Raw genomic sequence first — 22151 nt, 5'->3', positions numbered from 1 at the left:
GGCTGGACCTATCGGCGGCGACCGGTGAGGGAGCCCAGCAGGCCCCGGACGATCTGACGCCCGATCTGGGTGCCGATGGCTCGGGCGGTGCTCTTGGCGGTGGCGACCATCAGGCTGTCACCGCGCCGGGCTGGAGCTCGGCCCTGGCGTCGCGTGCGGGCGGCCTGCTGGGTACTGGCCTCCACGGCCTGCTCACTCAACGCCGCCTCGGCCTGACGCTCCAGGATCTGATAGGCCGATTCCCGATCCACGGGTGTGTCATAGGCCCCGGCCAGCGGTGACTGCTGGATCAGGCTGCGGCGCTCCGCATCCGTCAGCGGCCCCATGCGGCTGGCGGGTGGGCGGATCAGGGTGCGTTCCACCGGTGTGGGCTGACCCCGCTCATCCAGCACCGACACCAGGGCCGAGCCGGTGCTCAACTCCGTGATCACCTGCTCGGTATCCAGCGCGGGATTGGGCCGGAAGGTCTGCGCGGCACTGCGCACCGCCCGCTGATCCCGGGGCGTGAAGGCCCGCAGGGCATGCTGGATGCGATTGCCCAACTGGCCCAGCACCGGCTCGGGCAGATCCAGTGGGTTCTGGGTCACGAAGTACACCCCCACGCCCTTGGAGCGGATCAGACGCACCACCTGCTCGATGCGATCGGTGAGTGAGCGCGGTGCATCCTTGAACAGCAGGTGCGCCTCGTCGAAGAAGATCACAAAACGGGGCTTGTCCACATCCCCCACCTCGGGCAATTGCTCGAACAGCTCCGACAGCAGCCAGAGCAACAGGGTGGAATACACCAGGGGGCTGCTGCGGTACAAACGCTCGGCGTGCAGGATGTTCACCACCCCGCGCCCCTGGTCATCCGTTTGCAGAAAATCTTCCAGGGTCACCGCCGGCTCACCGAAGAAAGCCTCCGCCCCCTGGGAGTCCAGGTTCAGCAAGGATCGCTGGATGGCGCCGATGCTGGCCGGGGCAATATTGCCATAGTCCCGGGAGAGGGTCTGGCGCTGATCGCCCACCCAGCTCACCATGGCCCGCAGGTCCTTCAGATCCAGCAGCAGCCAGCCCTTGTCGTCGGCCACCCGGAACACCAGTTGCATCAGGCCGCTCTGGGTCTCGTTCAGGTTCATCAGCCGGGACAGCAGGGTCGGCCCCAGGTCGGCCACGGTCAGGCGCAGGGGGTGGCCGTGCTCGCCGAACACATCCCAGAAGACCGTCGGCGCGCCATGCATCTCCAGCCCCTCCAGACCCACCTGGACGGCCCGCTCCCGCACGCGCTCGCTGAGTTCCCCCGGGACCGCGATGCCCGAGAAGTCCCCCTTGATGTCCGGCACGAACACCGGCACGCCCAGGTCCGAGAAGGATTGGGCCAGGGTCTGCAGGGTGATGGTCTTGCCGGTGCCGGTGGCCCCGGCGATCAGTCCATGACGGTTGGCCATGCGGGGGGTGATGGCCACGGGGCGGCCATCGGCCGCGCCAATCAACAGGGGCTCAACAGTCACACATCGTCTCCTTGATCATGTTGCACGTAGATGAGTTCATCCACATCAAAACCCAGTTCACGGGCCTGCTCCACCAGCGAGGCCAGCACTGCCTCGTCCAGGTCCGGCGAGCGGGCCAGGATCCACAGGTAGGAACGGGTCGGACCGCTCACCATGGCGTAATGGTAGTTCTCGTCGTCCAGGGCGATGAGGTTGTATCCCCCGTAGAACGGCCCGAAGAACGACACCTTCAAGCGGCCCACATTGGGCGATTCAATGAACCTGGCCACGCCACGGGCCTCGCGCCATTCTTCCTTGCCGGGATGATAACCCCGGTTGATCACGCGGATGGAGCCATCGTCCCGTAACTCGTAATGGGCAGTCACATTGGTGAGATCCCGTTCAAACGAGTGATCCAGGCGAGCAATGGAGTACCAGGTGCCCAGATAGCGCTCCGGCTCCAGATTCTGGACGGGTTTCACGCCATCGGGGATGCCGGTGCAGCCAGCCAGTGCCAAGAATAGGGCCAAGGCGGGTACCAGCCAATAGGGCGAACGCATGGAAAGTCTGCTCATTAATCCGTCTCCTGACCAAAGCCCCTCTCCCGCTGGCGGGAGAGGGGTTGGGGTGAGGGTGGAAGGTCAACCCGAAGCATCAAACAGCAACCGATAGGGATGGGCATCGAACAAGGCCTCGATCCGATCGATGCAGCCCGCGCCCACATCCACATGGACCCACTGAACCAGATCCACGGCCATCTTCTCCGACAGCTGCACATGAAAGACCAGAAACTGACACACATCCGGCCCATCCACGAAGGTCCGGCGCACTTCAATGCGCTGAAGGATGCTGCCACTGAGCGACATATGACCGACGAAGGCATCGGCATCGGAAAACTGCGAGATCGGACTCTTGTAGAAAAAACCGCGATCCGACAGCAGGCTGCGAGCGGCATCATAGTCGTGAACTTCAATGGCCCGAAGATACTGCCAGGCCAGGGTCTGGGGATCACTCATGCGCGTGTCCTTTCAGCCTCACGGCCGGGCAAGCACCCGCCGCTCAGGCCACCTGCCGGAACATGGGTTCAGGGGCTGGCTGGTCCACGGCGGCGAACAACTCCGCCAGTCGATCCCGAGCCCGCTCCCGGTCGGGAGCCTGCGATGCCTCATCATCATCCTGACTGGATGCCTCACGGGTCTGGGCCATCTCCTCCTGACGTTCGGAGGCCAACTCCTGGCGGGCCTCCGCCTCCATCACCCGCGCCTGAGAAGCCACGCGGTAATCCTGAGGTGAGGGGTCTGCCGGGGCCATGGCAGCACTGAATACCACCCGCGCCTTGGCAATGGCCTCCCTGGGATCGGAGGGGCGCGAGGTGTCGATGGAGACCTCCCCACCCACCGCATAACGACGCCCGTCGGGCCCGGATTCGTAGTCGTAGCTGGGGGCCGCCGTCACATACTTTCCCCCGGCCGCCACGTGGGCCTGCTCATGGGCGCGAACGGTCTGGTCCCGCTGCTGCAATTCACGCACCACCCGCTCCTCCTCGGGCGTGAGTTCCAGCAGACTGCGGTCAGCCTCGGGATCGGCCGGCGCATCCTCCTCCACTTCATCCACTGGAGCAAAGGCGCCCGTCTCCTCCAGTTCGCTATCTGGAGGAGACGACTGACGCTGCGCATCAGGCCGGATCATGGGCCCAAGGGCCGCCATGGGAGCGGCACTGCCATCGATCAACATGACCTGTCCGGGAAGGCCTCCTGGTGTCACTCCAACACACGTTTGAAGCGGGTTCGCTTTAAACTTTTTCTGGTTTCACCTGACGCTAGCCCCACCCACTCAGGGTGTCAAGGCGAGATGACAAAGGGCAGATCTGGGGGATTGTCCGGCCCATCACCGCGGGTTCGTGGTGGAGACGCCCCCCTTCGATGCGTTATAAATACGGTTTGATCGCGCCTGTTAACACGCCTACGCAGCCAAGGAGCCCAGGTTGAATCTCACCCGCCAGATGCTTGCCCGTATCCTGCTGTTCCTGGTAACAGCCGCGCTCCTCCTGCCCACTTCGGTCCTCGCCGAGGCCGCCCCGGGAGACAGTCGTCTCGCTGATCTTCTCGAGGATGAGCAGGCGCGTACAGCACTGATTGAAGAATTGCGGCGCGGGGCAGCAGAGACAGAAGCGGCGCAAGCGGAGGAGGCGAAACCCGCGGCATCGTTCCCCGGACGGGTGGCGCAGCTCACACAGTCGCTGGCGGAGGGCGCCGTCACGGAAGTGGAAGCCGCCGTGCAATCCGGTCGCGTGGCCTGGCATCAACTCAAGGCGGCGGATCTCATGGATCTGACCCTGCAAATGGGCCTGCTCGCCGGGCTCATTGCGGCCACACTGGTGACCCTGTGGCTGCTCTCCTGGGTGGCCCGGTTCGCCTACCGGCGCTTGAATGGTTACGCTTTTTCCCGCACCGGCACGGTGGGGGTCATTCGTCGTGGCGTGGCCATTGTCTCCTCCCTGATCATCGATGTGATCACCGTGCTGCTGGCCTGGCTGGCCGGCTATGCCATCGCCCTGTTCGTGCTGGGGGCTTCGGGCCAGATGACCACCCAGACGACGTTGTTCCTCAATGCCTTCCTCATTGTGGAACTGCTCCGTGCCGCCATCCGCCTGATCTTCTCCAAGCGCTGGTCCGGCCTGCGGCCCGTGCCCCTCACCGATGAGGAAGCCGCCTACTGGACTGCCTGGACCACGCGCATGGCTGTCTTCCTGGGGTACGGCCTGCTGTTCGTGGTGCCGGTCGTCAACCAGAGCGTGGCCCCGGAACTGGGCCGCACCACGGCCCTGATCATCGTCTTCATGGCCTTCCTGAAAGGGGTGGCATTGATCATGCAGAACCGCAAACGGGTCAAACAGCGGCTGACCACGTTAGCGGAACGCATGGAAACGGGCTTTGCCCAGATCAGCCTGAACCTGATCGCCAAGACCTGGCATCTCGTCGCCCTGATTTATCTGGCCGCCATCCTGGGCACCACGGTGCTGTTCCCGGCACAGGCCCTGCCTTTCATGCTGACGGCCACCGTCCAGACCCTGATCGCGGGAATGATCGGGATCGCCCTGTCCGCCTTTCTCACACGGGTGATCCTGCGCCGCATCCATCTGCCCGAAGACACTCGGGACAGGTTTCCGCAGCTGGAAGAGCGGTTGAATGCCTATATCCCGACCACCCTGAAGATCACTCGATTCACCATCCTGGCCATCGTCGCCGGGGTGATTCTGGACGCCTGGACCCCCTTCAGCCTGACCGCCTGGGTGGTCTCGGACAGCGGCAGCCTGATCATCAGCAAGATCGTCGCCGTGACTCTGATCATCGGCTTTACCCTGGTGCTGTGGCTGGTCATCGCCAGCTGGATCGAATTCAAACTGAACCCGGCCACCGGCAACGGAGAACCCAACCCCCGCGCACGCACCCTGCTGACCATCTTCCGCAATGCCATTGCCATCGCGCTGATCGTGATGACGGTGATGGTGGTCCTGGCGGAAATCGGCATCAACATCGGCCCCCTGATCGCCGGTGCTGGCGTCCTGGGTCTGGCCATCGGCTTTGGGGCTCAGAAACTGGTCCAGGATGTGATCACCGGCGTGTTCATCCAGTTGGAGAACGCGGTGAACGTGGGGGATGTGGTCACGGCTGGCGGCATGACCGGCACCGTGGAACGCCTCACCATTCGCTCCATGGGGCTGCGAGACCTGTCCGGCACTTATCACCTCATGCCCTTCTCCTCAGTGGATGTGGTATCCAACTACATGCGTGAATTTGCCTATCACGTGGGTGAATACGGCGTGGCCTACCGGGAAGACACGGACCAGGTCATCGCGCGCCTGCGTGACGCCTTCGCGGAACTGCGCAGCATGCCGGAGATTGCCCCCAATATCCTGGGCGATCTGGAGGTGCACGGTGTCACGGCCCTGGCCGATAGCTCGGTCAACGTGCGTGTACGCATCAAGACCGCACCGGGCATGCAGTGGGCCGTGGGTCGCGAGTACAACCGTCTGGTCAAGCGTCATTTCGATGCCGCCGGCATCGAGATCCCGTTCCCGCACATGACCCTGTACTTTGGCGAGGACAAGGCCGGCCAGGCCCCGCCGGCGCATGTGCTGCTGGAGGCGCATGACCCCGACCACGAGGACTCCGACTCCACGGCTCAACCGAGAATCTCCCGGTTCAGGGCACGCTCCAACCCCAAGTTCAAGGGGGATTTCGACGAAGGAGAGGAATAGCTTCAGGGCGGCGCACCCATTCATGCCCCGTTCAGGGAACAAGGCGAATAATGGCCCCGAAGCCTGGAGACAGGATCCGGGCCAAACGATGAAGCCATTCGCCTTGATGCGAAAAGGAGCACACCATGAAGACCCTGAACAACAACGTGAGCCGTCGCCGTTTCCTGCAGTTCGGTGCCTATGGCCTGATGGCCGTGCCCCTGGCCGGTCTGGGCTGGACCACCGCCGCGCAGGCCAGCATGGAACAACTGGACCCGGAGTCCGATACCGCTCAGGCCCTGGCCTATACCCACGATGCTGAAAGCACCGAGCATGACCAGCATCAGGAAGGCAGTCATTGCCTGAACTGCATGCTCTACTCTGATCCCAGTGCTCAGGAATGGGGTCCCTGTGCGGTGTTCCCGGGCAAGCAGGTGTCCGCCAACGGCTGGTGCACCGCCTGGGTGGCCCGCTGATCCAGAGGTCCTGCCCTCCGCCCACCCCTCATCCCCGACCCTTCTCCCCAGGGGGAGAAGGGAGCCATACCTGAATGGAAGCCCCTCTCCCCTCGGGGGAGAGGGGCAGGAATTCCTCCCCCATTCAGGAATCATGTAGACTTGCGGGCTGTCGCCCGCGTTGCCGCGCCGTCGGTCGCCGGGCTCCGTCGTCCCACAGACAGATTGAGCAGCAGAACATGGCATCGACCGAACGTCTTCTTCTGAGCGGCAACGAAGCGGTGGCCCTGGCCGCCCTGCATGCCGGTGTCACCCTGGGAACCGGCTATCCCGGCACCCCTTCCACTGAAATCCTCGAGGCCTTCGATCACATCGGTGGCCCCGCACAGTGGGCCCCCAACGAGAAGGTTGCCCTGGAAGTCGCACTGGGCGTGTCCTTTGCCGGTGCACGCAGTCTCACCACCATGAAGCACGTGGGCGTCAACGTGGCCGCCGACCCCCTGTTCACCGCCGCCTACATCGACATGACCGGTGGCCTGGTGCTGGTCTCTGCCGACGACCCGGGCATGGCCTCCAGCCAGAATGAGCAGGACAACCGGCACTACGCCCGGGCCGCCATCGTTCCCATGCTGGAGCCGGCCGATGCCCAGCAGGCCTATGATTTCACCCTGGCCGCCTTTGAACTGTCCGAGCGCTGGAAGGTGCCGGTGATCCTGCGCATGACCACCCGCATCTGCCACGCCAAGACCGAGGTCCGTCCCGGGCCCGAGCGTCCCTCCAGCATCGAACCCGGCTACCAACGCGACATCCCCGGGCGCGTGATGATCCCCGCCTATGCCCGGCCCGCCCACCACAAGGTGCGCGCCAAGATGGACGAGATCGCCCAGTGGAACGAGCAAAGCGACCTCAACCGGATCCACCCAGGGGATCGCTCCCTGGGCATCATTGCCTCGGGCGTAGCCGTCATGCATGCCCGCGAGGCAGCACCCGAGGCCACCGTGCTGGCCCTGGGGCTCACCTGGCCGCTGCCCATGAAGCGCATCAAGGAATTCGTCGAGAGCGTGGATCGCTGCGTGGTGATCGAGGAAGGCGATCACCTGCTGTACGAGGCCCTGAAGGTGGCGGGCCTGGATGTGGAAGGCAAGCCGGAGATGTACCGCTTCAGTGAACTGAACGTCCCCCGGGTGCGCCGCATCCTGGCCGGCGACACCACGCCCGAGGCCAAGCCACCGCGGGGCAAGCCGCCGGAACTGTGCAAGGGCTGCTCCCACCGTGAGGTCTTCGAGGCCCTGAGCCGCATGGATTGCATCGTTGCCGGGGACATCGGCTGCTACACCCTGGGCGTGCTGCCCCCCTTCGAGGCCATGGACACCTGTGTATGCATGGGGGCGGCCATCGGCGTGGGCCTGGGCCTGCGTCACGTACTGCCCGAGGAACAGGCCCGACGCGTGGTCAGTGTGATCGGCGATTCCACCTTCGTCCATTCCGGCCTGACGGGCATTGCCGAGATGGTGTACAACCCGCCGCCGACGGGGCACGTGGTGCTCATCGTGGACAACAGCACCACGGCCATGACCGGCCGCCAGGAACACCCCGGCACCGGGCGCAGCCTCAATCACGAACCCGCCAACAAGATGGATTTTGGTGCCGTCTGCCGCGCCATGGGCGTGAAGAACGTGGAGGTGGTGGATCCGCAAAAGCCCGGCGAGGACTTCGAGGGCCGACTGCGGGCCCTGCTGGAAAAGGACGAGCTCTCCGTGATGATCGCCGAGCGTCCTTGCATCCTGGCAGCCCCGCTGATCCGCAAATTTGAGAAGGCCCAGGAAGACAAGCAGGCCCAGTGCGCTGCGGCGATGACGGACTGATCCGCCCCGGCCTTCCCTACTTATCGAAACGAATTCAGAGGATCAGCAATGGCTGTCACCAATATCGTACTTGCCGGCCTGGGCGGACAGGGCGTGGTCAAGGCATCGGATCTGCTTTCCACCACGGCCTTCAACGCCGGGTGCGAGGTCAAGAAGAGTGAAGTGCATGGCATGAGTCAGCGGGGCGGCTCCGTGACCAGCGACGTGCGCTTTGGCGACCAGGTCATGAGCCCCATGGTGCCCATGGGTGAGGCGGATTTCCTGCTGGTGTTCGAGGCCAGCCAGGTGGACATCAATCGCGGCTGGCTCAAGCCCGGCGGTGTGCTCATCACCCCGGATGCCATCCCCGAAGGGGCCCTGCGCAATCGCAAGAGCCTGAATGTGGCCATCCTGGGTGCCCTGTCGGTGATGCTGGACTTCGACGAAGCCCAGTGGATCCGCTCCATCCATACCTGTCTTGCCGAAAAACTGCACACGGTCAACGAGCAGGCCTTTGCCCTGGGGCGTGAGGTGGGGCAACAGCTGGGCCACGTTAAAGAAACCGAGGGGGTTTGAATGCTCAAAGAACGCTGGAATGACGTGGAGGGGGGCTTCCACCCGGCCAGTGCGCCGGACTACCTGCCCGAGGACAAGCTGCGCGAGGTGCAGCTCAGACGCCTGCGGGCCGTGGTGAAACGCGCCTACGACAACGTGGAACTGATCCGCACCCGGATGCAGGACAAGGACATGGCGCCCGAGGACATCAAGCAGTTGTCCGACATCGCCCACCTGCCCTTCACCACCAAACTGGATCTGCGCGACACCTACCCCTTCGGTCTGTTTGCCAGCCCCATGAGCGACATCGTGCGCCTGCATGCCTCCTCCGGCACCACCGGCAAGCCCATCGTGGTGGCCTACACCCGGGAGGATCTGGAGGTCTGGGCCGAGGTGATGACCCGCACCTTCGCCTCCTGTGGGCTGCACCGGGGCGATGTGGTGCAGAATGCCTTCGGTTATGGCTTGTTCACCGGGGGCCTTGGGGCCCACTATGGGGCCGAGTCCCTGGGGGCCACGGTGATCCCCGTCTCCGGTGGCAACACCGAACGCCAGCTGATGGTGATGAAGGATTTCTCCGTCACCGCCATGTGTGCCACCCCCAGCTATTTCACCCACATCATCGAGCGTGCCCTCGACATGGGCATGGACATGCGCGACCTGCCGCTGCACACCGGCATCTTCGGGGCCGAGCCCTGGAGTGATGCCATGCGCAGCCACATCGAGCAAGGCGCCGGCATCAAGGCCTACGATATCTACGGCCTGTCCGAGATCATCGGGCCCGGGGTGGCCAGTGAGTGCTCCGAGCAGAATGGCCTGCATGTCTTCGAGGACCACTTCTATCCGGAGGTCATCGACCCGGAAACCGGGGAGCCGCTGCCCGATGGAGAGGAAGGCGAGTTGGTGCTCACCACCCTGAGCAAGCAGGCCATGCCCATCATCCGCTACCGCACCCGGGATATCACCCGCATCATCCCCGAGACCTGCGCCTGCGGACGCACCACCCGGCGCTTCCGCCGCGTGGGTCGCCGCTCCGACGACATGTTCATCATCCGCGGTGTCAATGTCTTCCCCTCCCAGGTGGAAGCCGCCCTGCTGCAGGTGGAAGGCACCCTGCCCCATTACCAGATCATCCTCACCCGCGAGAACGGGCTGGATCAGATGGCCGTGGAGGTCGAGGTCACGCCGGAGGTATTCAGCGACAAGGTTCGGGCCCTGGAAGACGTGCGGGCCGCCCTGGCCAAGGCCATCGAGCACATCGTGGGCATCCGTGTTGGCCTGCGCCTGGTGGAACCGCGTACCATTGCCCGCAGCGAGGGCAAGGCCAAGCGGGTGATCGACAACCGTTCGCTGTAAGTCGTCACAGGAGCATCGCATCCCATGAAGCTGCAACAGCTTTCCATCTTTCTGGAAAATCGTCCGGGGCACCTGGCTAAGCCCCTGGAACTGCTGTCCGAGCAAGGCATTAACCTGCTCAATCTATCGCTGGCCGATACCGCCGAATTCGGTATCCTGCGCATCATCGTGCGCGACTGGCAAAAGGCCGAACAGGTCCTCAAGGACGCGGGCTGGGTGGTCAAGCTCACCGAGGTGGTCGCCGTGGATGTGGAAGACCGCCCGGGGGGGCTCGCCGAGGTCCTGCAGGTGGCCGGCCGGGCGGATCTGAAGATCGAATACATGTACGCCTTCCCGCTGCGCCGCAGCGATCGCGCCGCCCTGATCTTCCGCTTTGAGCAGCCGGACCGGGCCATCGAGCAACTGCAGGCCGCTGGCGGGCATCTGATCGATGCGGAAGAACTCTTTGCCGCCGCAGAATGAACCCAGGACCATGACGCTGCCCTTCAAGGAACACGCCCTCCGCCGTGCCCTCAATAACGAGTTGCACGCCCGCACCTTCGAGCCCACCCAGGCACCGGCGCGGGTATCGCATCTGGCCTTTCTGTGCGGCGAACGGGGCAGCGGCATCAATACCCGCCACCTGCATCGCCTGCTGGAACACTTCGGGGTGCCCATTCCGGAACAGGTGGGTCAGTATTACGTGGCAACCCTGGGGGATATCCGGCTGCACTGGGAACGGCATACGGAGTTTGTCACCTACACCTTCACCCATTGCGGCCCCTTCACACACCCATTCGAGCATCCGGTCATCGAGCGCCTGCCAGGCAACTGGCTGGAGAATTCTCCCGGGGAGTTGATTTCCGCCGTCTCCCTGGCGCTGGAGTCTTCGGATATGCCTGAGCGCAGCCTTGATGAACTCTCGGCGTTGTTTGGCGACAACATCATCATCGGTTCCGAGGTGGTGGGCGGCAAGGGGCGCGCCTGGTCGGACCTGCGTATCCATGAGGATGGTTTTGCCCGCGTCCTGCTGCGCAACGACAATCTCACCGAGGCCCAGGCCGGTCGACTGATCAAGCGCATCCTCGAGGTGAACGCCTATCGGGCCATGTCATTGATGGGTCTGCCCATGGCCCGCAAGGCCAGCCGCTCCCTGGGCACGGCAGACCGTCGGCTCGCGGAACTGGCGGCCCGCATGACCGAGCAGGGCAGTCACCACTCCGGCGAGACCCAGGGGCAACTGCTGGCCGACCTCACCCATCTGGCCTCCCAGATTGAGGCCGTGGCAGCCCAGACCACCTACCGCTTCGATGCCTCCCGGGCCTATTATCATGTGGTCCAGCAACGCTTGGAACAATTGCGGCAGCGACGTATCGAGGGCCTGCAGACCTTCACCGAGTTTCTCGAAGCCCGCCTGGCACCAGCCGTGGCCACCTGCGACTCCGTGGGAGAGCGGCAACGCGGGCTGGCCGAGAGGGCAGCGCGCTTGACCGCCTTGCTCAGGGCTCGGGTAGAGGTCAATCTGCAAGGCCAGAACCGCAACCTGCTGGAATCCATGGACCGCCGCGCCAGACTGCAACTACGACTGCAGGATACCGTGGAAGGGCTTTCTGTCATCGCCATCAGCTATTACGGCGTGGGTTTGGTGGGTTACGCGCTCAAAGGGCTGGAGAGCCAGGGCATCCCCATCAGCACCACCCTGGGCATGGGCCTCGCCACCCCCGTGGTGGCCCTCAGCGCCTGGCTGTTCCTGCAACGCGTCAAGCGGCGCATCCTCGCGGACGAAAAGGGCGCGCACTGATCTCTTCTCCCCTCTCCCTCTCACCCGAAGGGGGAGGGGCCTGGAACGTATCTTTCATCATCGGAAGTGCCTCACCATCAAGATGCAGGGGAGTTAGGGGCGCGTTCGCTGGACGCATGGCATAATGCCTCGGCAAGTACAGCACACCCTCAGCACAAGGAACCCCTTGTCGGCCCAAACCGCCGGCGCATCCGCCAAGGATGGATGACGGTCAAGTTAACGCGGTTTCTGCCGATATAATCTGGCGGACACGAAAGAAATCCTGCCAAGGGCCTGGCAGCCAACGGGGAATCGCAATGCGACGTATTTCAGACCTGCCGATCTGGGTCCGCCTGGTGGGCGCCATGTGGTTGATACTCGTGCCTGCCTGGGCGGGGATGATCCTCTGGGCCATCCACGAGCAGCGCGGCACGGCCATCGAGCAGGCGGAGGGTTTCTCCTCCACCATCCATGAAATGACCATGGCTGGCCTGACCACCATGATGATTACTGGCACCACCCATCGGCGGGATGAATTCCTCGAACAGATCGTCGAACTCCAGAGTGTCTCGGATCTTCGCGTGCTGCGCGGACAGCCGGTGGCCCAGCAATACGGCCCTGGCACCGAACATGAGCAACCCCAGGATGCCACGGAGCGAGCGGTCCTGGAGACGGGTGAGCCCTATCTGGCCCTGTCGGAGGACAGAAGCTTGCTCCGAGCGGTGTTGCCGGTCATCAACCAAACGGACTATCTGGGCAAGAACTGCACCTCCTGCCATGCCATGGCGGCCGAGGGTGACATCCTGGGCGCCGTCAGCATGCAGGTTCGGCTGGACGAGGTGAATGCCGCCGTTCAGCGCTTTGGCTGGAGCATCACCCTGCTGGCCATTGCAGTCAGCGTTCCGATACTGCTCTTGCTGTACTTTTTCGTGCGGCGCTTCGTCACCACGCCTCTCAACCACATGGCGCAGGGGCTCAAGGGGATTGCAGAGGGGGACGGTGATCTGGCCCATCGGCTGAAAGTCGAGGGCAAGGATGAGATCGGTGAGGCCGCCCGGGCCTTCAACGCCATGATGGACAACTTCCGCGACCTCATCAGTCGGGTGCTGGATTCCACGTCCCACCTGGCCCGGGCCGCAACCGACCTGGCCGCCATTACGGAGCGCACCGATGCCGGCGTGAGCCGCCAGCGTTCCGAGGTGGACCAGCTGGCCACGGCCATGAACGAAATGAACGCCACGGCCCAGGAGGTGGCGCGCAGCGCCCAGCAGGGCGCCGATGCCACCCGTGATGCTCAGGGCGCAGCGCTGAGTGGCAAGGATGTGGTGACCGGCACCCTGGACCGCATCGAGAAACTGGCCGAGGAGGTGCAGCGGGCCGCCGATGTCATCCGCGACCTGGACAAGGACAGCGAGCAGATCGGCAAGGTGCTGGACGTGATCCGGGGCATTGCCGAGCAGACCAACCTGCTGGCCCTGAACGCCGCCATCGAGGCCGCCCGTGCCGGAGAGGCCGGACGCGGATTCGCGGTGGTGGCCGACGAGGTGCGCTCCCTGGCCACCCGTACCCAGAGTTCCACTCAGGAAATCCAGGAGATGATCGAGCGCCTGCAGCAAACCAGCCAGCGCGCGGTGGTGGTGATGGAGGAAAGTCAGCAGTATGCCCAGTCCAGCCGCGACAGTGCCGCGGAGGCGGGGCACTCTCTGGATTCCATCACCCAGGCGGTGAGCACCATCAACGATGTGAATACGCAGGTGGCCAGTTCAGCCGAGGAGCAAAGCGCCGTGGCCGAGGAGATGAACCGGAACGTGACCAGCATCTCCGATGCCGCCGAGGAAAATGCCCAGGGCGCCCGGGAAACCACCCAGGCATCGGAGCAACTCTCCAGGCTGGCCAACGAGCTTCAGGATCTGGTGGGCCGCTTCAAGGTCTGAACACTCAGGGCCCGCGGGGGTATCCAGGGGGCGACGATCCCGTTGCCCCCCTGGCATTGATCAACTTTCCGACATCTCCACGATGGCCGAGACAATGTCGTTCATGGTGATCAGACCCACCATATCGTTATTGTTCAACACCACGATGCGGCGAATGCGCTGCAGCACCATCAACCGCGCCACATGCTTCACCTCCATCTCCGCCGGCACGGTGATCACGGGCTTTGAACACACGTCATAGACATTGACGAGATCAATATCCCCCTCTTCTGCAACGATGGTCCGCAATATGGTGGTATAGGTGATGATGCCGTAGGCATCATGGGGTTGTCGTTTATCCACCACCAGGGACTTCACCCGGTGGCGCTTCATCTCCAGCATGGCTTCGCGGATGGTTGCGAGTGGAGAAATGGTCGCCACATTCTTGACCATAAGATCTTTAACCAGCATGAGTCACCTCTGGGTAGTGTGAAAAGACGGCCTGGGGCGACCAGTCAGGCCTAGATGTCGTCCTTGATACGCTCCTCGAAGCGCTCCACCTGACTCAGGTCGATCCCCGCGATATGCTCCAGGGGCACCGTGAAAACCACACCATGGGAGTGGGATTTCAGGTCCAGTTCATCGCGCAGGGCCTTCATCACGGCCAGGGAGAGTTTTTTTTCCAGCACGAAGACAAGCGCCGACTGGCTGCCTTCATAGGTCAGCCCAAAAAATGTCTTCTTTTCCTTGCCACCAATACCGCGGGCATCGAGGATGGTCACGCCACCTGCCCCGGCCTTGCGCGCCACGTCAATGGCCTTTTCTTCCAGGTTTTCGGCCAGAATGGCCACCAGCACGGCAAACTTCATGACGGTTGCTGCCTCCAGCGATTGGCAAGTTCGACGGCGATAGCATAGAGCATCACGCTGATGATCGGGAAGATCGACGCAAAGGCAATCAGACCAAAACCATCAATGAGCACATTGCGATCCTCAATGTGCGTCGCCAGGCCAATGCCCAGGGCGGTGACCAAGGGCACGGTCACCTCCGAGGTGGTCACCCCGCCCAGATCATAGGCCAGGGCAACGATGTAGCGGGGCGCCAACCAGGTGAGCAGGATCACCACTGCATAGCCCCCCATGATGTAGTAATGAATGGGATCGCCGACGATGATCCGGTGCACCCCCAGCGTGATCCCCACGGCCACCCCCATGGCCACCAGCAGGCGGATGGTATTGCCATTGAGCTTCCCCCTGCCCGCCTCCTGTGCCTTCTGACCAATGGCGATCAGGGCCGGCTCGGCCATGGTGGTGGCAAACCCGATACTGAAGGCAAAGAGATACACGAACAGGAAACCATCCAGGGTGATCAACTGTTCCGCCATGCTCCTGCCGATGGGAAACAAACCCAGCTTAAGGCCCAGCACAAAGGCATACAGGCCGAAGATGACCAGGATGAAACCGGCCATCACCTTGTGCACATGAGCGATGCCCTTGCGGATCACCAGGTACTGGAAAACCAGGATCACGGCAATGATGGGCAACACATCACGAAACATCACCAGCAGATCCGTGAGCATGCCCAGCAACACGCTGCCACCCACCTGACTGACCAGCTCATCGTCCACCGCCTCGGCCAGCGGAGCGACCCCGCGCACCATCTCCGGGTCCCCCAGGGAATACACCAGGATGCCGTAGAGTTGCACAGCGATCATGGGCACCATCACGGCCAGCCCCACCAGCCCGAAACCATGGGTCAGTGCATTGCGCCCCCGAATGGACACCGCAAGTCCAATGCCCAGGGCGGCAATCAGGGGCACGGTGACGATATTGGTCGTCACCCCCCCGGAGTCGTAGGCCAGACCGACAATCTCTTCGGGAGCAAAGAACGTGATGATGACCACCAGCAAATATCCGATGATCATGTACCAGTGCAGGCTATGCCCCAGGATGATCCGCACGATCCCCAGGGCCACCACGCCCCCCACCGACAAGGCCACAAGCACACGCAGCACCAGGGCGCTGATATGTCCGCCACTGATCATCTCCGCCTGACTGGCCACCGCAATCAGGGCCGGCTCGGCAATCACCGCCGAAAAGCCCAGGCAGAACCCAAAGACCATCAACCAGGTCAGCGAGCCCTTCTTGGCAAATTCGTTGGAGAGGTTCTTGCCGATGGGGAAGATCCCCATCTCCAACCCCTGGAGGAACAGGGCCACGCCCACCACCACCACCAGCAGCCCCACCCCCATGGGCAGCCAGCCTTCAGGCACCTGCTGCATGACGGCAAACTGGAAGACGGCCACCACGACGATGATGGGCAGCAGGTTCCGGAAGGAGTGCTTGAGAAGCTCGTAGAATTCCCTGATCTGGTTCAAGAGGCTGCGCTTTGGATACGTGGACGATCGTGGGTTGTTGTGCCGCGACGGGTTGACCCTTCAGAGCATACTGTAATTGCATGGCCCGACTCCATGGCGCGCCCGCTTTGCGTTATCCTCATACCCCGTCCTTGCATGACTGCCTGAGCCATGACCCTGCCTGTATCCAACCGCGCCATCCGCGAATCCGTCCGCATTGCCCTCGCCGAAGATATCGGCCCTGGGGATCTGACCGCGCAGCTCATCCCGGAGAATGCCACCTGCCGCGCCCATGTGATCTGCAAGGAGGCGGCCGTCCTCTGTGGCCAGGCATGGTTCGACGCCACCTTTGCGGCGCTTGATGGCGATGTAAAGGTTCACTGGCAGGTGGCGGATGGTGACACCATCCCCGCAGGCACTCGCCTTTGCGCCCTCTCCGGTCCGTCCCGAGCCATCCTCACCGGCGAGCGCACGGCCCTGAACTTCCTGCAAACCCTCTCGGCCACAGCGACCCGCACCCGAGAGTATGTGGAGGCCGTGGCCGGCACCGGGGCCCATATCCTGGACACCCGCAAGACCCTGCCGGGACTGCGCCTGGCCCAGAAGTATGCCGTCACCTGTGGCGGCGGTCACAACCATCGCCTGGGGCTCTATGACGCGGTACTGATCAAGGAGAACCACATCATGGCCGCTGGCTCCATCGCCGCGGCTGTGGCGTGTGCCCGGAGCCTGGGGGAACAGGTTCCGGTGGAGGTGGAAACCGAGAGTCTGGATGAAGTGCGCCAGGCCCTGGAGGCCGGCGCCGATATCATCATGCTGGATGATTTCCCCCTGGAGGGCATGCACGAGGCCGTGGCCCTGGTGGCCGGGCGCTGCCTGCTGGAGGCCTCCGGCGGCGTGGACCTGGACAGCCTCCGTGCCATTGCGGCCACGGGGGTGGACCGGATCTCCGTTGGCGGGTTGACCAAGCACATCCAGGCGGTGGATCTTTCATTGCGGCTGGAAGTGGACTACGCCTCCCGCTTCGCCTGATCCCACAACGCATCCAGGACCTCCAGCGGCTCATCCTCCACCGCACGCCCCTCGCGGGCCAGCGCCTGCTCGATGAAACGGAATCGGCGCTCGAACTTGCGATTGGTGCGCCTCAGGGCCGCCTCGGGGTCCACCTTCAGATGGCGGGCCAGGTTGGTCACGGCAAAGAGCAGGTCCCCCACTTCGTCCTCCAGACGATCGTGCCCTGCCTTGGCGGCCATCTCCTGGCATACCTCGTCCAGTTCCTCGCGGATCTTGTCCACCACCGGCGCCGGGGCGTCCCAGTCAAATCCCACGCGGGCGGCACGCTTCTGGATCTTGGCCGCCCGACTCAGACCCGGCAAGGTGCGGGCAATGCCATCCATCTGGCTGGGCGGAATCTCCTCACCATTGCCATCAGCAGGCGCACCCTGCCCTGCGGCGCGCTCCCGGGCCTTTTCCGCCTCCCAGGCAGCATGCTGGGCCTCCTCGGATTCAAAACGGGTGTTTCCAAAGACATGGGGATGGCGGCGCACCAGCTTCTCCGCCAGCGTGGCCGCCACGTCGTGAAAATCGAAACGCCCCTCTTCCTGGGCCATGCGTGAATGGAACACGACCTGCAGCAGCAGGTCCCCGAGTTCACTGCGAAGTTCCTCGAAATCCCGACGTTCGACGGCGTCGGCCACCTCGTAGGCCTCCTCCAGGGTATGGGGGATGATGGAATCAAAGGTTTGCTTGAGATCCCAGGCACACCCGTGCTCGGGATCCCTCAGCCTGGCCATGATGGACAGCACGTCATCCATGGCATCCGGGCGATCCTGCATGGCCGATCACTCCATCTCAGAAGTTGAAACGCACCCCGAAATGCACGTGGTCGTCCATCTTGTAGTCACGACGCTTGTCCATGTCGGCCTCCAGATGACGGTAGCCAATGAAGCCGCGAGCACCGGGAGTGACTTCAACCTCGTAACGTACCGCCAGGTCCAGCAGATCACGGGCATCACTGAAGGTGGTCACGCGGGGCCCGTAATAGCCTTCGGCAGCGATGTACATGGGGGTGTTGGAGGGGATGGTGTAACGCACCTCCCCTCCCAGGGCCAGCGACTGAAAGTTATCATCAGGGTCATCGATGAGACCAAGATAGGCCTTGCCGCCCAGACCGAAGGTGAGCGGCTGATCCCCGGCGGGGACGCCTGCCACACTGAGCCCGGTACTGAGCATCATGTCACTGTCATCGTTGAAAAAGAAACCGAAGGACAGGTCAGCCCCACCCAGGCCGATCCGACTGGAATCGGTCAGATAGGTCAATTGCGCCGATTCCTGACTCAGGTAGGCGTCCAGAGTATCCGCCCCCGCCGGGGACATCAGCACCGTGGCCAAAAAGCCACCCACCAAGACACGCTTGAACATCTTATCTCCTGCGGTTTGATTCAGCGGCCCCAGTGCCTGGGACCCGATGGAATAAGGTTTCATCACTGGGGAGGTCAATCGATCCAGCCCGAAGTACGTCGGCGGAATCGGACCCGAGTCAGCAGGATCCCGAGAATCAGACAGCCAATCGACACGCCGGCACCATACAAGAACCAGTCCTTGCGATCATCGTCGCGCAACCGACGATTCTCCTCCAGCAGGGCGCCCACGCGTTCTTGTTCACCCGCCAACTGTTCTCGCAACGCTTCGTTCTGCCTGGCCTTCTCCAGAGGCTCCGCGGCAATATCACGCAACGCTTCCAGCTCCTCTTCCAGCTCCACCACCCGGGCGGAAAGGGTATCGGCGCGTTCGCTCTCCCGGGCCTTGTCTGCTTCTAACGACCGCACCTGCTCGGCCAATGCGTCACGCTGCTCTTCCAATGACGCCGTCTGAGCGCGCAGGGCGGCCACCCGTTCGCGTGCATGCGGCTGCTCCGAAAGATTGCGTGTCTGCACCCAGCCTTCCGTGCCTCCCTCTGTACGGATACGCGTATAACCCTCGCCGTCATCCTCCAGCACGGTGACCCGATCACCGCTGTCCAGAAACAGCAAGATGCGATGCTGGAAGGTCTTACCCCTTCGCACCGCGATTTCCAGTTCGTCACTGACATAGGCCGTGCTTTGACCATGGGCGGGCATGGACCAGCTGGATAGCAGCAGACCCGGCCCCAGTAGCAGACCGAAAAAAATGACTAGCGCGCGTTCCACAAGTATTGTCCTTTCGCAATTTTCGCCCAGATCAGCGAGAATCCGGGGCACCCGCCCAGGCGGTGTCACCGGAGCGCGTGCGACTCACATTCGGGCAGATGACGCCCGTGTGTCTCATCAGGGGCCGCCGCGCGGCCACACTTTACCAGAACTCATCCCTTTGCGAGGAAGCACGGCACCCATGTCCAAGAATGATCCCATCAACCTCTCCCCCAGGGAAGCCTACGAGATGCTCCAGTCTGATGCCAAGACCCTGCTGGTGGATATCCGCTCGAGCATGGAATACCTTTTTGTGGGCCACCCCAAAGGCGCCCTTCACATCCCCTGGATGGACGAGCCGGACTGGACCCGCAATCCGCGTTTTGTGCCAGAGGTGCGCAAACTCCTGTTGGGTGGCGCCGCCGCCAGTGAGGCTGACAACGGGGCCTCGGTGATCCTGATCTGCCGCAGCGGGAAGCGCTCCCTGGAGGCCGGGCGGGCACTGGTGGACGAGGGCATCCCCCGGGTGTATCACATTGCCGAGGGATTCGAGGGCGAACTGGACGAAAATCACCACCGCTCCAGCATGGACGGTTGGCGATATCACGGCTTGCCCTGGGAGCAATGCTGATCAGGGCTTGTCATGATTGCTTGCACCTGGGCCCTTCCGCCCGCTCGGAACCTCCGGAAGCGTCAGCAATTCGGCAGGCATGCGTGCCGACGAGGATTCACGCGGGTCCGTGGAGCGCTTGCGACACCAGGCCCGGTATCCTCGCTCCATGAGAAGTGGCGGGAAGATCAGAAGTTCGTACAGGGCCTTCAACAACCTTTCTGAAAGCCGTGCGCCCAAAGCGAACCCTCCAAGCAGGGTTTCCATCAGGCTCAGGCACAGCAGGACAAAGCCCACCCCCACAACAGCGACCGACTGCATGAAGGCCTGGAGAGGAAGTGCAATCAGCATGAGCGGCAAGGGCAGCAATCCCCCCAGAGCCAATCGGGTCAAGGTGGAGAGCCAGTCCACCCCGGGCCAGAGTAACTCGGGCTCCCCCTCCAGCAGCATGTGCAGGGCGTCGCCCTGAGCCACATAGAAGTCCCGGCTGGCCGCCAGGGTCGCGCACAGTAGCACGGTCAGCACCACCAGCATCAAACCCACTGTAAACGCCCACTGCCGCCCACGTGGATCCATGGCGCCAAAAGCCGGAATGATACGACTGACCTGTCGCGCCTCCGTCATCATGCCGCCACCGAGCAGGAGAAGGAGCACCAATGAAGCCACGGCCCACGGTGCAACGCTGCTGCCGGGCGCGCCTCCCAGCACCTGCTCCATGGGGGGAACCACCAGGAAAAAAAGCACCGCCGCGCACAACCCGAGAAGGACCAGAACAAGGCCACTCACGGCCAGCGTCCCAAAGGATGCCAGGGTCAGTGTTCGCGCTGGCACACCGCCTTGGGCCAGGCGACGATATTGCCCCACCATCCTGTCCAGATTTTTGGTCTGATCGCTCACGCCTCTGACGACACGTTCCATCTGCTGGATGTGATCTCCCACCTCACGCCAGGCGGGCAGCAGTCCCTTGAGGATCTCCATCCGGGACTGGCTGGCACGCCGGTACTCCTCCAGGGCCTCACGGCCGGATCGCGCGAGGGAGTCATGAATCTCTTCCAGTACCTGCCCAACCCGGGGATCCGCCTTGGGCGGCGCTGCGGCCAGCGCATTGGCCGTGCGCATCCAGCCAGGTTCTTCGGGCACCTGATCATGGGCTGAATGGTAGTCGTGTTCCAGGGCATCGATATGCCGGTGGATGCGTTGCTGCAGGGCCGGGAAGCCCCCCAAATCACGATTGACCCGTCCATGAATGTCACGGTACACGCGCTCCACGCGTCCCTCGAGACGTCTCGCCTCCACACCCCGCAGATAACGTAAATACCAGCGCCGCAGACGCACGGTTGCCCTTCGCACCGCACGGGCCATATATCGGGCCAGCAGACTCGTGAACCGCGCAGTCTCATGGATCAGTCGATGTGCCCAGGCACGCGCCCCGTAAGCCAGGGTCATCAGAATCACCACCCAGATTCCGATGGACAGACTCAAGCTGTCGGCCCAGAAGCCGATCAGACCTTCAAAGGGCATAGGATCTCCCAAGGCCCACGTGCAACACGCAGGCGTGATTAAGCGGGTCCCGATTATGACCCAACCGACGACCTTTCTGGCAATGCCCTCAAGTTCTTCCACCCCATGCCGCTAGCCTGATAAAGACAATCTGCACTCTGGAAGATCAAGGTCACATCCCATGAACAGAAGCCAACTTGAACGGCCAGCCGGCATGCAATGGGCCGCGTATCGTGAATTTCCGGACATGAAGGCCGCCAATGCGGTATTGGGCTTCCTTCCCGCCTTCATGGATACGCACACCCACGAGACCCATCTCTCCATCAATGACGACGGTTCCCTGGCCCTGATCCATCTGCTGGATGGGTTACCGGACCACTGGGTGCTGGAACGCGACGAATACGGCCGGATCACTGCACTCAAGGACGGGATCGTGGCCGGCTTCATGCGACAGGGACATTTTTTCACGCGCTCCCAGCTGGCTCAGTTGCGCTGGGATGCCTAGGCAGCAGGAGACAACCGCTCACTCGTGAGGGCTGTCCTGCTGCTCGTCCGCCCGAGGGGACCGAGACGCCACGTAGGTACTCCAGCCTTGTTGCGGCTCGGGCAGGACAGGGAGCGTTTTACGCTCCTCGGGGTACAGATGCAGGTAGGTCTTGGCGATGAAATGGGCGGTAACCGGTGCTGTCAGGAACAAAAAGCCGGTGACCAGCAGTTCATGGACCGACAGCGTACGTTCCCCACCCAGAAAAAACGCCACGGACGCCAGCAAGGCCCCTCCCACTCCCAGGGTCGTGGCCTTGGTGGGGGCATGCAGTCGCGTCATCAGGGTCGGTAACTTCAGCAGGCCCAGGGAGCCCACCAGGATGAAGATCCCGCTCACCACAATCAGCAGGGAAATCAGGAATTCCAGCCACATCGCCATCG

At 63.0% G+C, this 22151-nt stretch carries 23 protein-coding genes; 11 read left to right on the top strand and 12 right to left on the bottom strand.

What is annotated here, in order from left to right; translation table 11 throughout:
- Positions 1-8: 8 nt before the first annotated feature.
- From BMY52_RS03635 to BMY52_RS03620, 4 genes are all read right to left on the bottom strand, one after another.
- Positions 9-1490 (bottom strand): helicase HerA-like domain-containing protein, encoded by a 1482-nt coding sequence (locus tag BMY52_RS03635; protein ID WP_090251029.1) that lies wholly within the window; start codon positions 1488-1490, stop codon positions 9-11.
- Entirely contained in the window at positions 1487-2044 is a 558-nt protein-coding gene (locus BMY52_RS03630) for a lipocalin family protein (protein ID WP_090251027.1), read from the bottom strand. Before BMY52_RS03630 ends, BMY52_RS03635 begins: the two co-directional genes overlap by 4 nt.
- Before the next feature lie 66 nt (positions 2045-2110).
- On the bottom strand, positions 2111-2485 hold the full coding sequence (locus tag BMY52_RS03625; protein WP_090251024.1) for a hypothetical protein: 375 nt from the start codon (positions 2483-2485) through the stop codon (positions 2111-2113).
- 43 nt (positions 2486-2528) lie between these two features.
- Complete coding sequence (locus BMY52_RS03620) at positions 2529-3203, bottom strand: putative metalloprotease CJM1_0395 family protein (RefSeq protein ID WP_218140383.1); 675 nt, start codon at positions 3201-3203, stop codon at positions 2529-2531.
- A 268-nt stretch (positions 3204-3471) separates the two neighbouring features.
- On the opposite strand from BMY52_RS03620, the gene BMY52_RS03615 reads away from it, so the two are divergent.
- The 8 genes from BMY52_RS03615 (at position 3472) to BMY52_RS03580 (ending at position 13612) form a co-directional block, all read left to right on the top strand.
- On the top strand, positions 3472-5730 hold the full coding sequence (locus tag BMY52_RS03615) for a mechanosensitive ion channel domain-containing protein (protein WP_090251175.1): 2259 nt from the start codon (positions 3472-3474) through the stop codon (positions 5728-5730).
- A gap of 125 nt (positions 5731-5855) precedes the next feature.
- Entirely contained in the window at positions 5856-6185 is a 330-nt protein-coding gene (locus BMY52_RS03610; protein WP_090251021.1) for a high-potential iron-sulfur protein, read from the top strand.
- Positions 6186-6403: 218 nt separating this feature from the next.
- Positions 6404-8029: a thiamine pyrophosphate-dependent enzyme gene (locus BMY52_RS03605; RefSeq protein ID WP_090251018.1), complete on the top strand. Its 1626-nt coding sequence runs from the start codon at positions 6404-6406 to the stop codon at positions 8027-8029.
- Positions 8030-8077: 48 nt separating this feature from the next.
- Positions 8078-8584: an indolepyruvate oxidoreductase subunit beta gene (locus BMY52_RS03600; RefSeq protein WP_090251015.1), complete on the top strand. Its 507-nt coding sequence runs from the start codon at positions 8078-8080 to the stop codon at positions 8582-8584.
- Positions 8585-9919: a phenylacetate--CoA ligase family protein gene (locus BMY52_RS03595; RefSeq protein WP_090251013.1), complete on the top strand. Its 1335-nt coding sequence runs from the start codon at positions 8585-8587 to the stop codon at positions 9917-9919.
- Positions 9920-9943: 24 nt separating this feature from the next.
- Positions 9944-10381 carry an amino acid-binding protein gene (locus tag BMY52_RS03590; protein WP_090251011.1) on the top strand — a complete coding sequence of 146 codons (438 nt, stop codon included), beginning with the start codon at positions 9944-9946 and terminating at the stop codon, positions 10379-10381.
- 10 nt (positions 10382-10391) lie between these two features.
- Complete coding sequence (locus BMY52_RS03585) at positions 10392-11699, top strand: DUF3422 family protein (RefSeq protein ID WP_090251008.1); 1308 nt, start codon at positions 10392-10394, stop codon at positions 11697-11699.
- Positions 11700-11995: 296 nt separating this feature from the next.
- Positions 11996-13612 carry a methyl-accepting chemotaxis protein gene (locus BMY52_RS03580; RefSeq protein ID WP_090251005.1) on the top strand — a complete coding sequence of 539 codons (1617 nt, stop codon included), beginning with the start codon at positions 11996-11998 and terminating at the stop codon, positions 13610-13612.
- Between the two features lie 60 nt (positions 13613-13672).
- On the opposite strand, the gene BMY52_RS03575 is transcribed toward BMY52_RS03580, so the two are convergent.
- Genes BMY52_RS03575 through BMY52_RS03565 form a run of 3 tightly spaced genes read right to left on the bottom strand, consistent with a single transcriptional unit; the run spans position 13673 to position 15968 of the window.
- On the bottom strand, positions 13673-14062 hold the full coding sequence (locus BMY52_RS03575) for a CBS domain-containing protein (RefSeq protein ID WP_090251003.1): 390 nt from the start codon (positions 14060-14062) through the stop codon (positions 13673-13675).
- 50 nt (positions 14063-14112) lie between these two features.
- A complete protein-coding gene (locus BMY52_RS03570; protein ID WP_090251001.1) occupies positions 14113-14460 on the bottom strand; it encodes a P-II family nitrogen regulator in 348 nt (115 codons plus the stop codon).
- Positions 14457-15968, bottom strand: coding sequence for a DUF1538 domain-containing protein (locus tag BMY52_RS03565; protein WP_090250999.1), 1512 nt, complete (start codon positions 15966-15968; stop codon positions 14457-14459). The genes BMY52_RS03570 and BMY52_RS03565 overlap by 4 nt, the downstream gene beginning before the upstream one ends.
- Before the next feature lie 150 nt (positions 15969-16118).
- On the opposite strand from BMY52_RS03565, the gene nadC reads away from it, so the two are divergent.
- Complete coding sequence (gene nadC, locus BMY52_RS03560; RefSeq protein ID WP_090250997.1) at positions 16119-16979, top strand: carboxylating nicotinate-nucleotide diphosphorylase; 861 nt, start codon at positions 16119-16121, stop codon at positions 16977-16979.
- Here nadC and mazG read toward each other — a convergent pair.
- The 3 genes from mazG to BMY52_RS03545 form a co-directional block, all read right to left on the bottom strand.
- Positions 16958-17761: a nucleoside triphosphate pyrophosphohydrolase gene (gene mazG, locus BMY52_RS03555; RefSeq protein WP_090251174.1), complete on the bottom strand. Its 804-nt coding sequence runs from the start codon at positions 17759-17761 to the stop codon at positions 16958-16960. The two genes, nadC and mazG, sit on opposite strands and share 22 nt — an antisense overlap.
- A gap of 37 nt (positions 17762-17798) precedes the next feature.
- On the bottom strand, positions 17799-18368 hold the full coding sequence (locus BMY52_RS03550; RefSeq protein WP_090251171.1) for a YfaZ family outer membrane protein: 570 nt from the start codon (positions 18366-18368) through the stop codon (positions 17799-17801).
- A gap of 74 nt (positions 18369-18442) precedes the next feature.
- Entirely contained in the window at positions 18443-19135 is a 693-nt protein-coding gene (locus BMY52_RS03545; RefSeq protein WP_245740538.1) for a TIGR04211 family SH3 domain-containing protein, read from the bottom strand.
- Between the two features lie 181 nt (positions 19136-19316).
- Here BMY52_RS03545 and BMY52_RS03540 point away from each other — a divergent pair, with 181 nt between their 5' ends.
- Complete coding sequence (locus BMY52_RS03540; RefSeq protein ID WP_090250994.1) at positions 19317-19745, top strand: rhodanese-like domain-containing protein; 429 nt, start codon at positions 19317-19319, stop codon at positions 19743-19745.
- On the opposite strand, the gene BMY52_RS03535 is transcribed toward BMY52_RS03540, so the two are convergent.
- A complete protein-coding gene (locus tag BMY52_RS03535; RefSeq protein WP_090250992.1) occupies positions 19746-21245 on the bottom strand; it encodes a hypothetical protein in 1500 nt (499 codons plus the stop codon). It abuts the gene before it with no gap.
- A 160-nt stretch (positions 21246-21405) separates the two neighbouring features.
- Here BMY52_RS03535 and BMY52_RS03530 point away from each other — a divergent pair, with 160 nt between their 5' ends.
- On the top strand, positions 21406-21729 hold the full coding sequence (locus BMY52_RS03530; protein WP_090250990.1) for a hypothetical protein: 324 nt from the start codon (positions 21406-21408) through the stop codon (positions 21727-21729).
- A gap of 18 nt (positions 21730-21747) precedes the next feature.
- Here BMY52_RS03530 and BMY52_RS03525 read toward each other — a convergent pair whose 3' ends face one another.
- Complete coding sequence (locus tag BMY52_RS03525; protein ID WP_090250988.1) at positions 21748-22149, bottom strand: Na+/H+ antiporter subunit G; 402 nt, start codon at positions 22147-22149, stop codon at positions 21748-21750.
- Positions 22150-22151: the final 2 nt, after the last annotated feature.

The organism is Ectothiorhodospira marina, from assembly GCF_900109495.1.
Taxonomy (GTDB): Bacteria; Pseudomonadota; Gammaproteobacteria; order Ectothiorhodospirales; family Ectothiorhodospiraceae; genus Ectothiorhodospira; species Ectothiorhodospira marina.
Note: the sequence above shows the minus strand (reverse complement) of the source record. Positions and strands in the feature narration are given on the sequence as shown.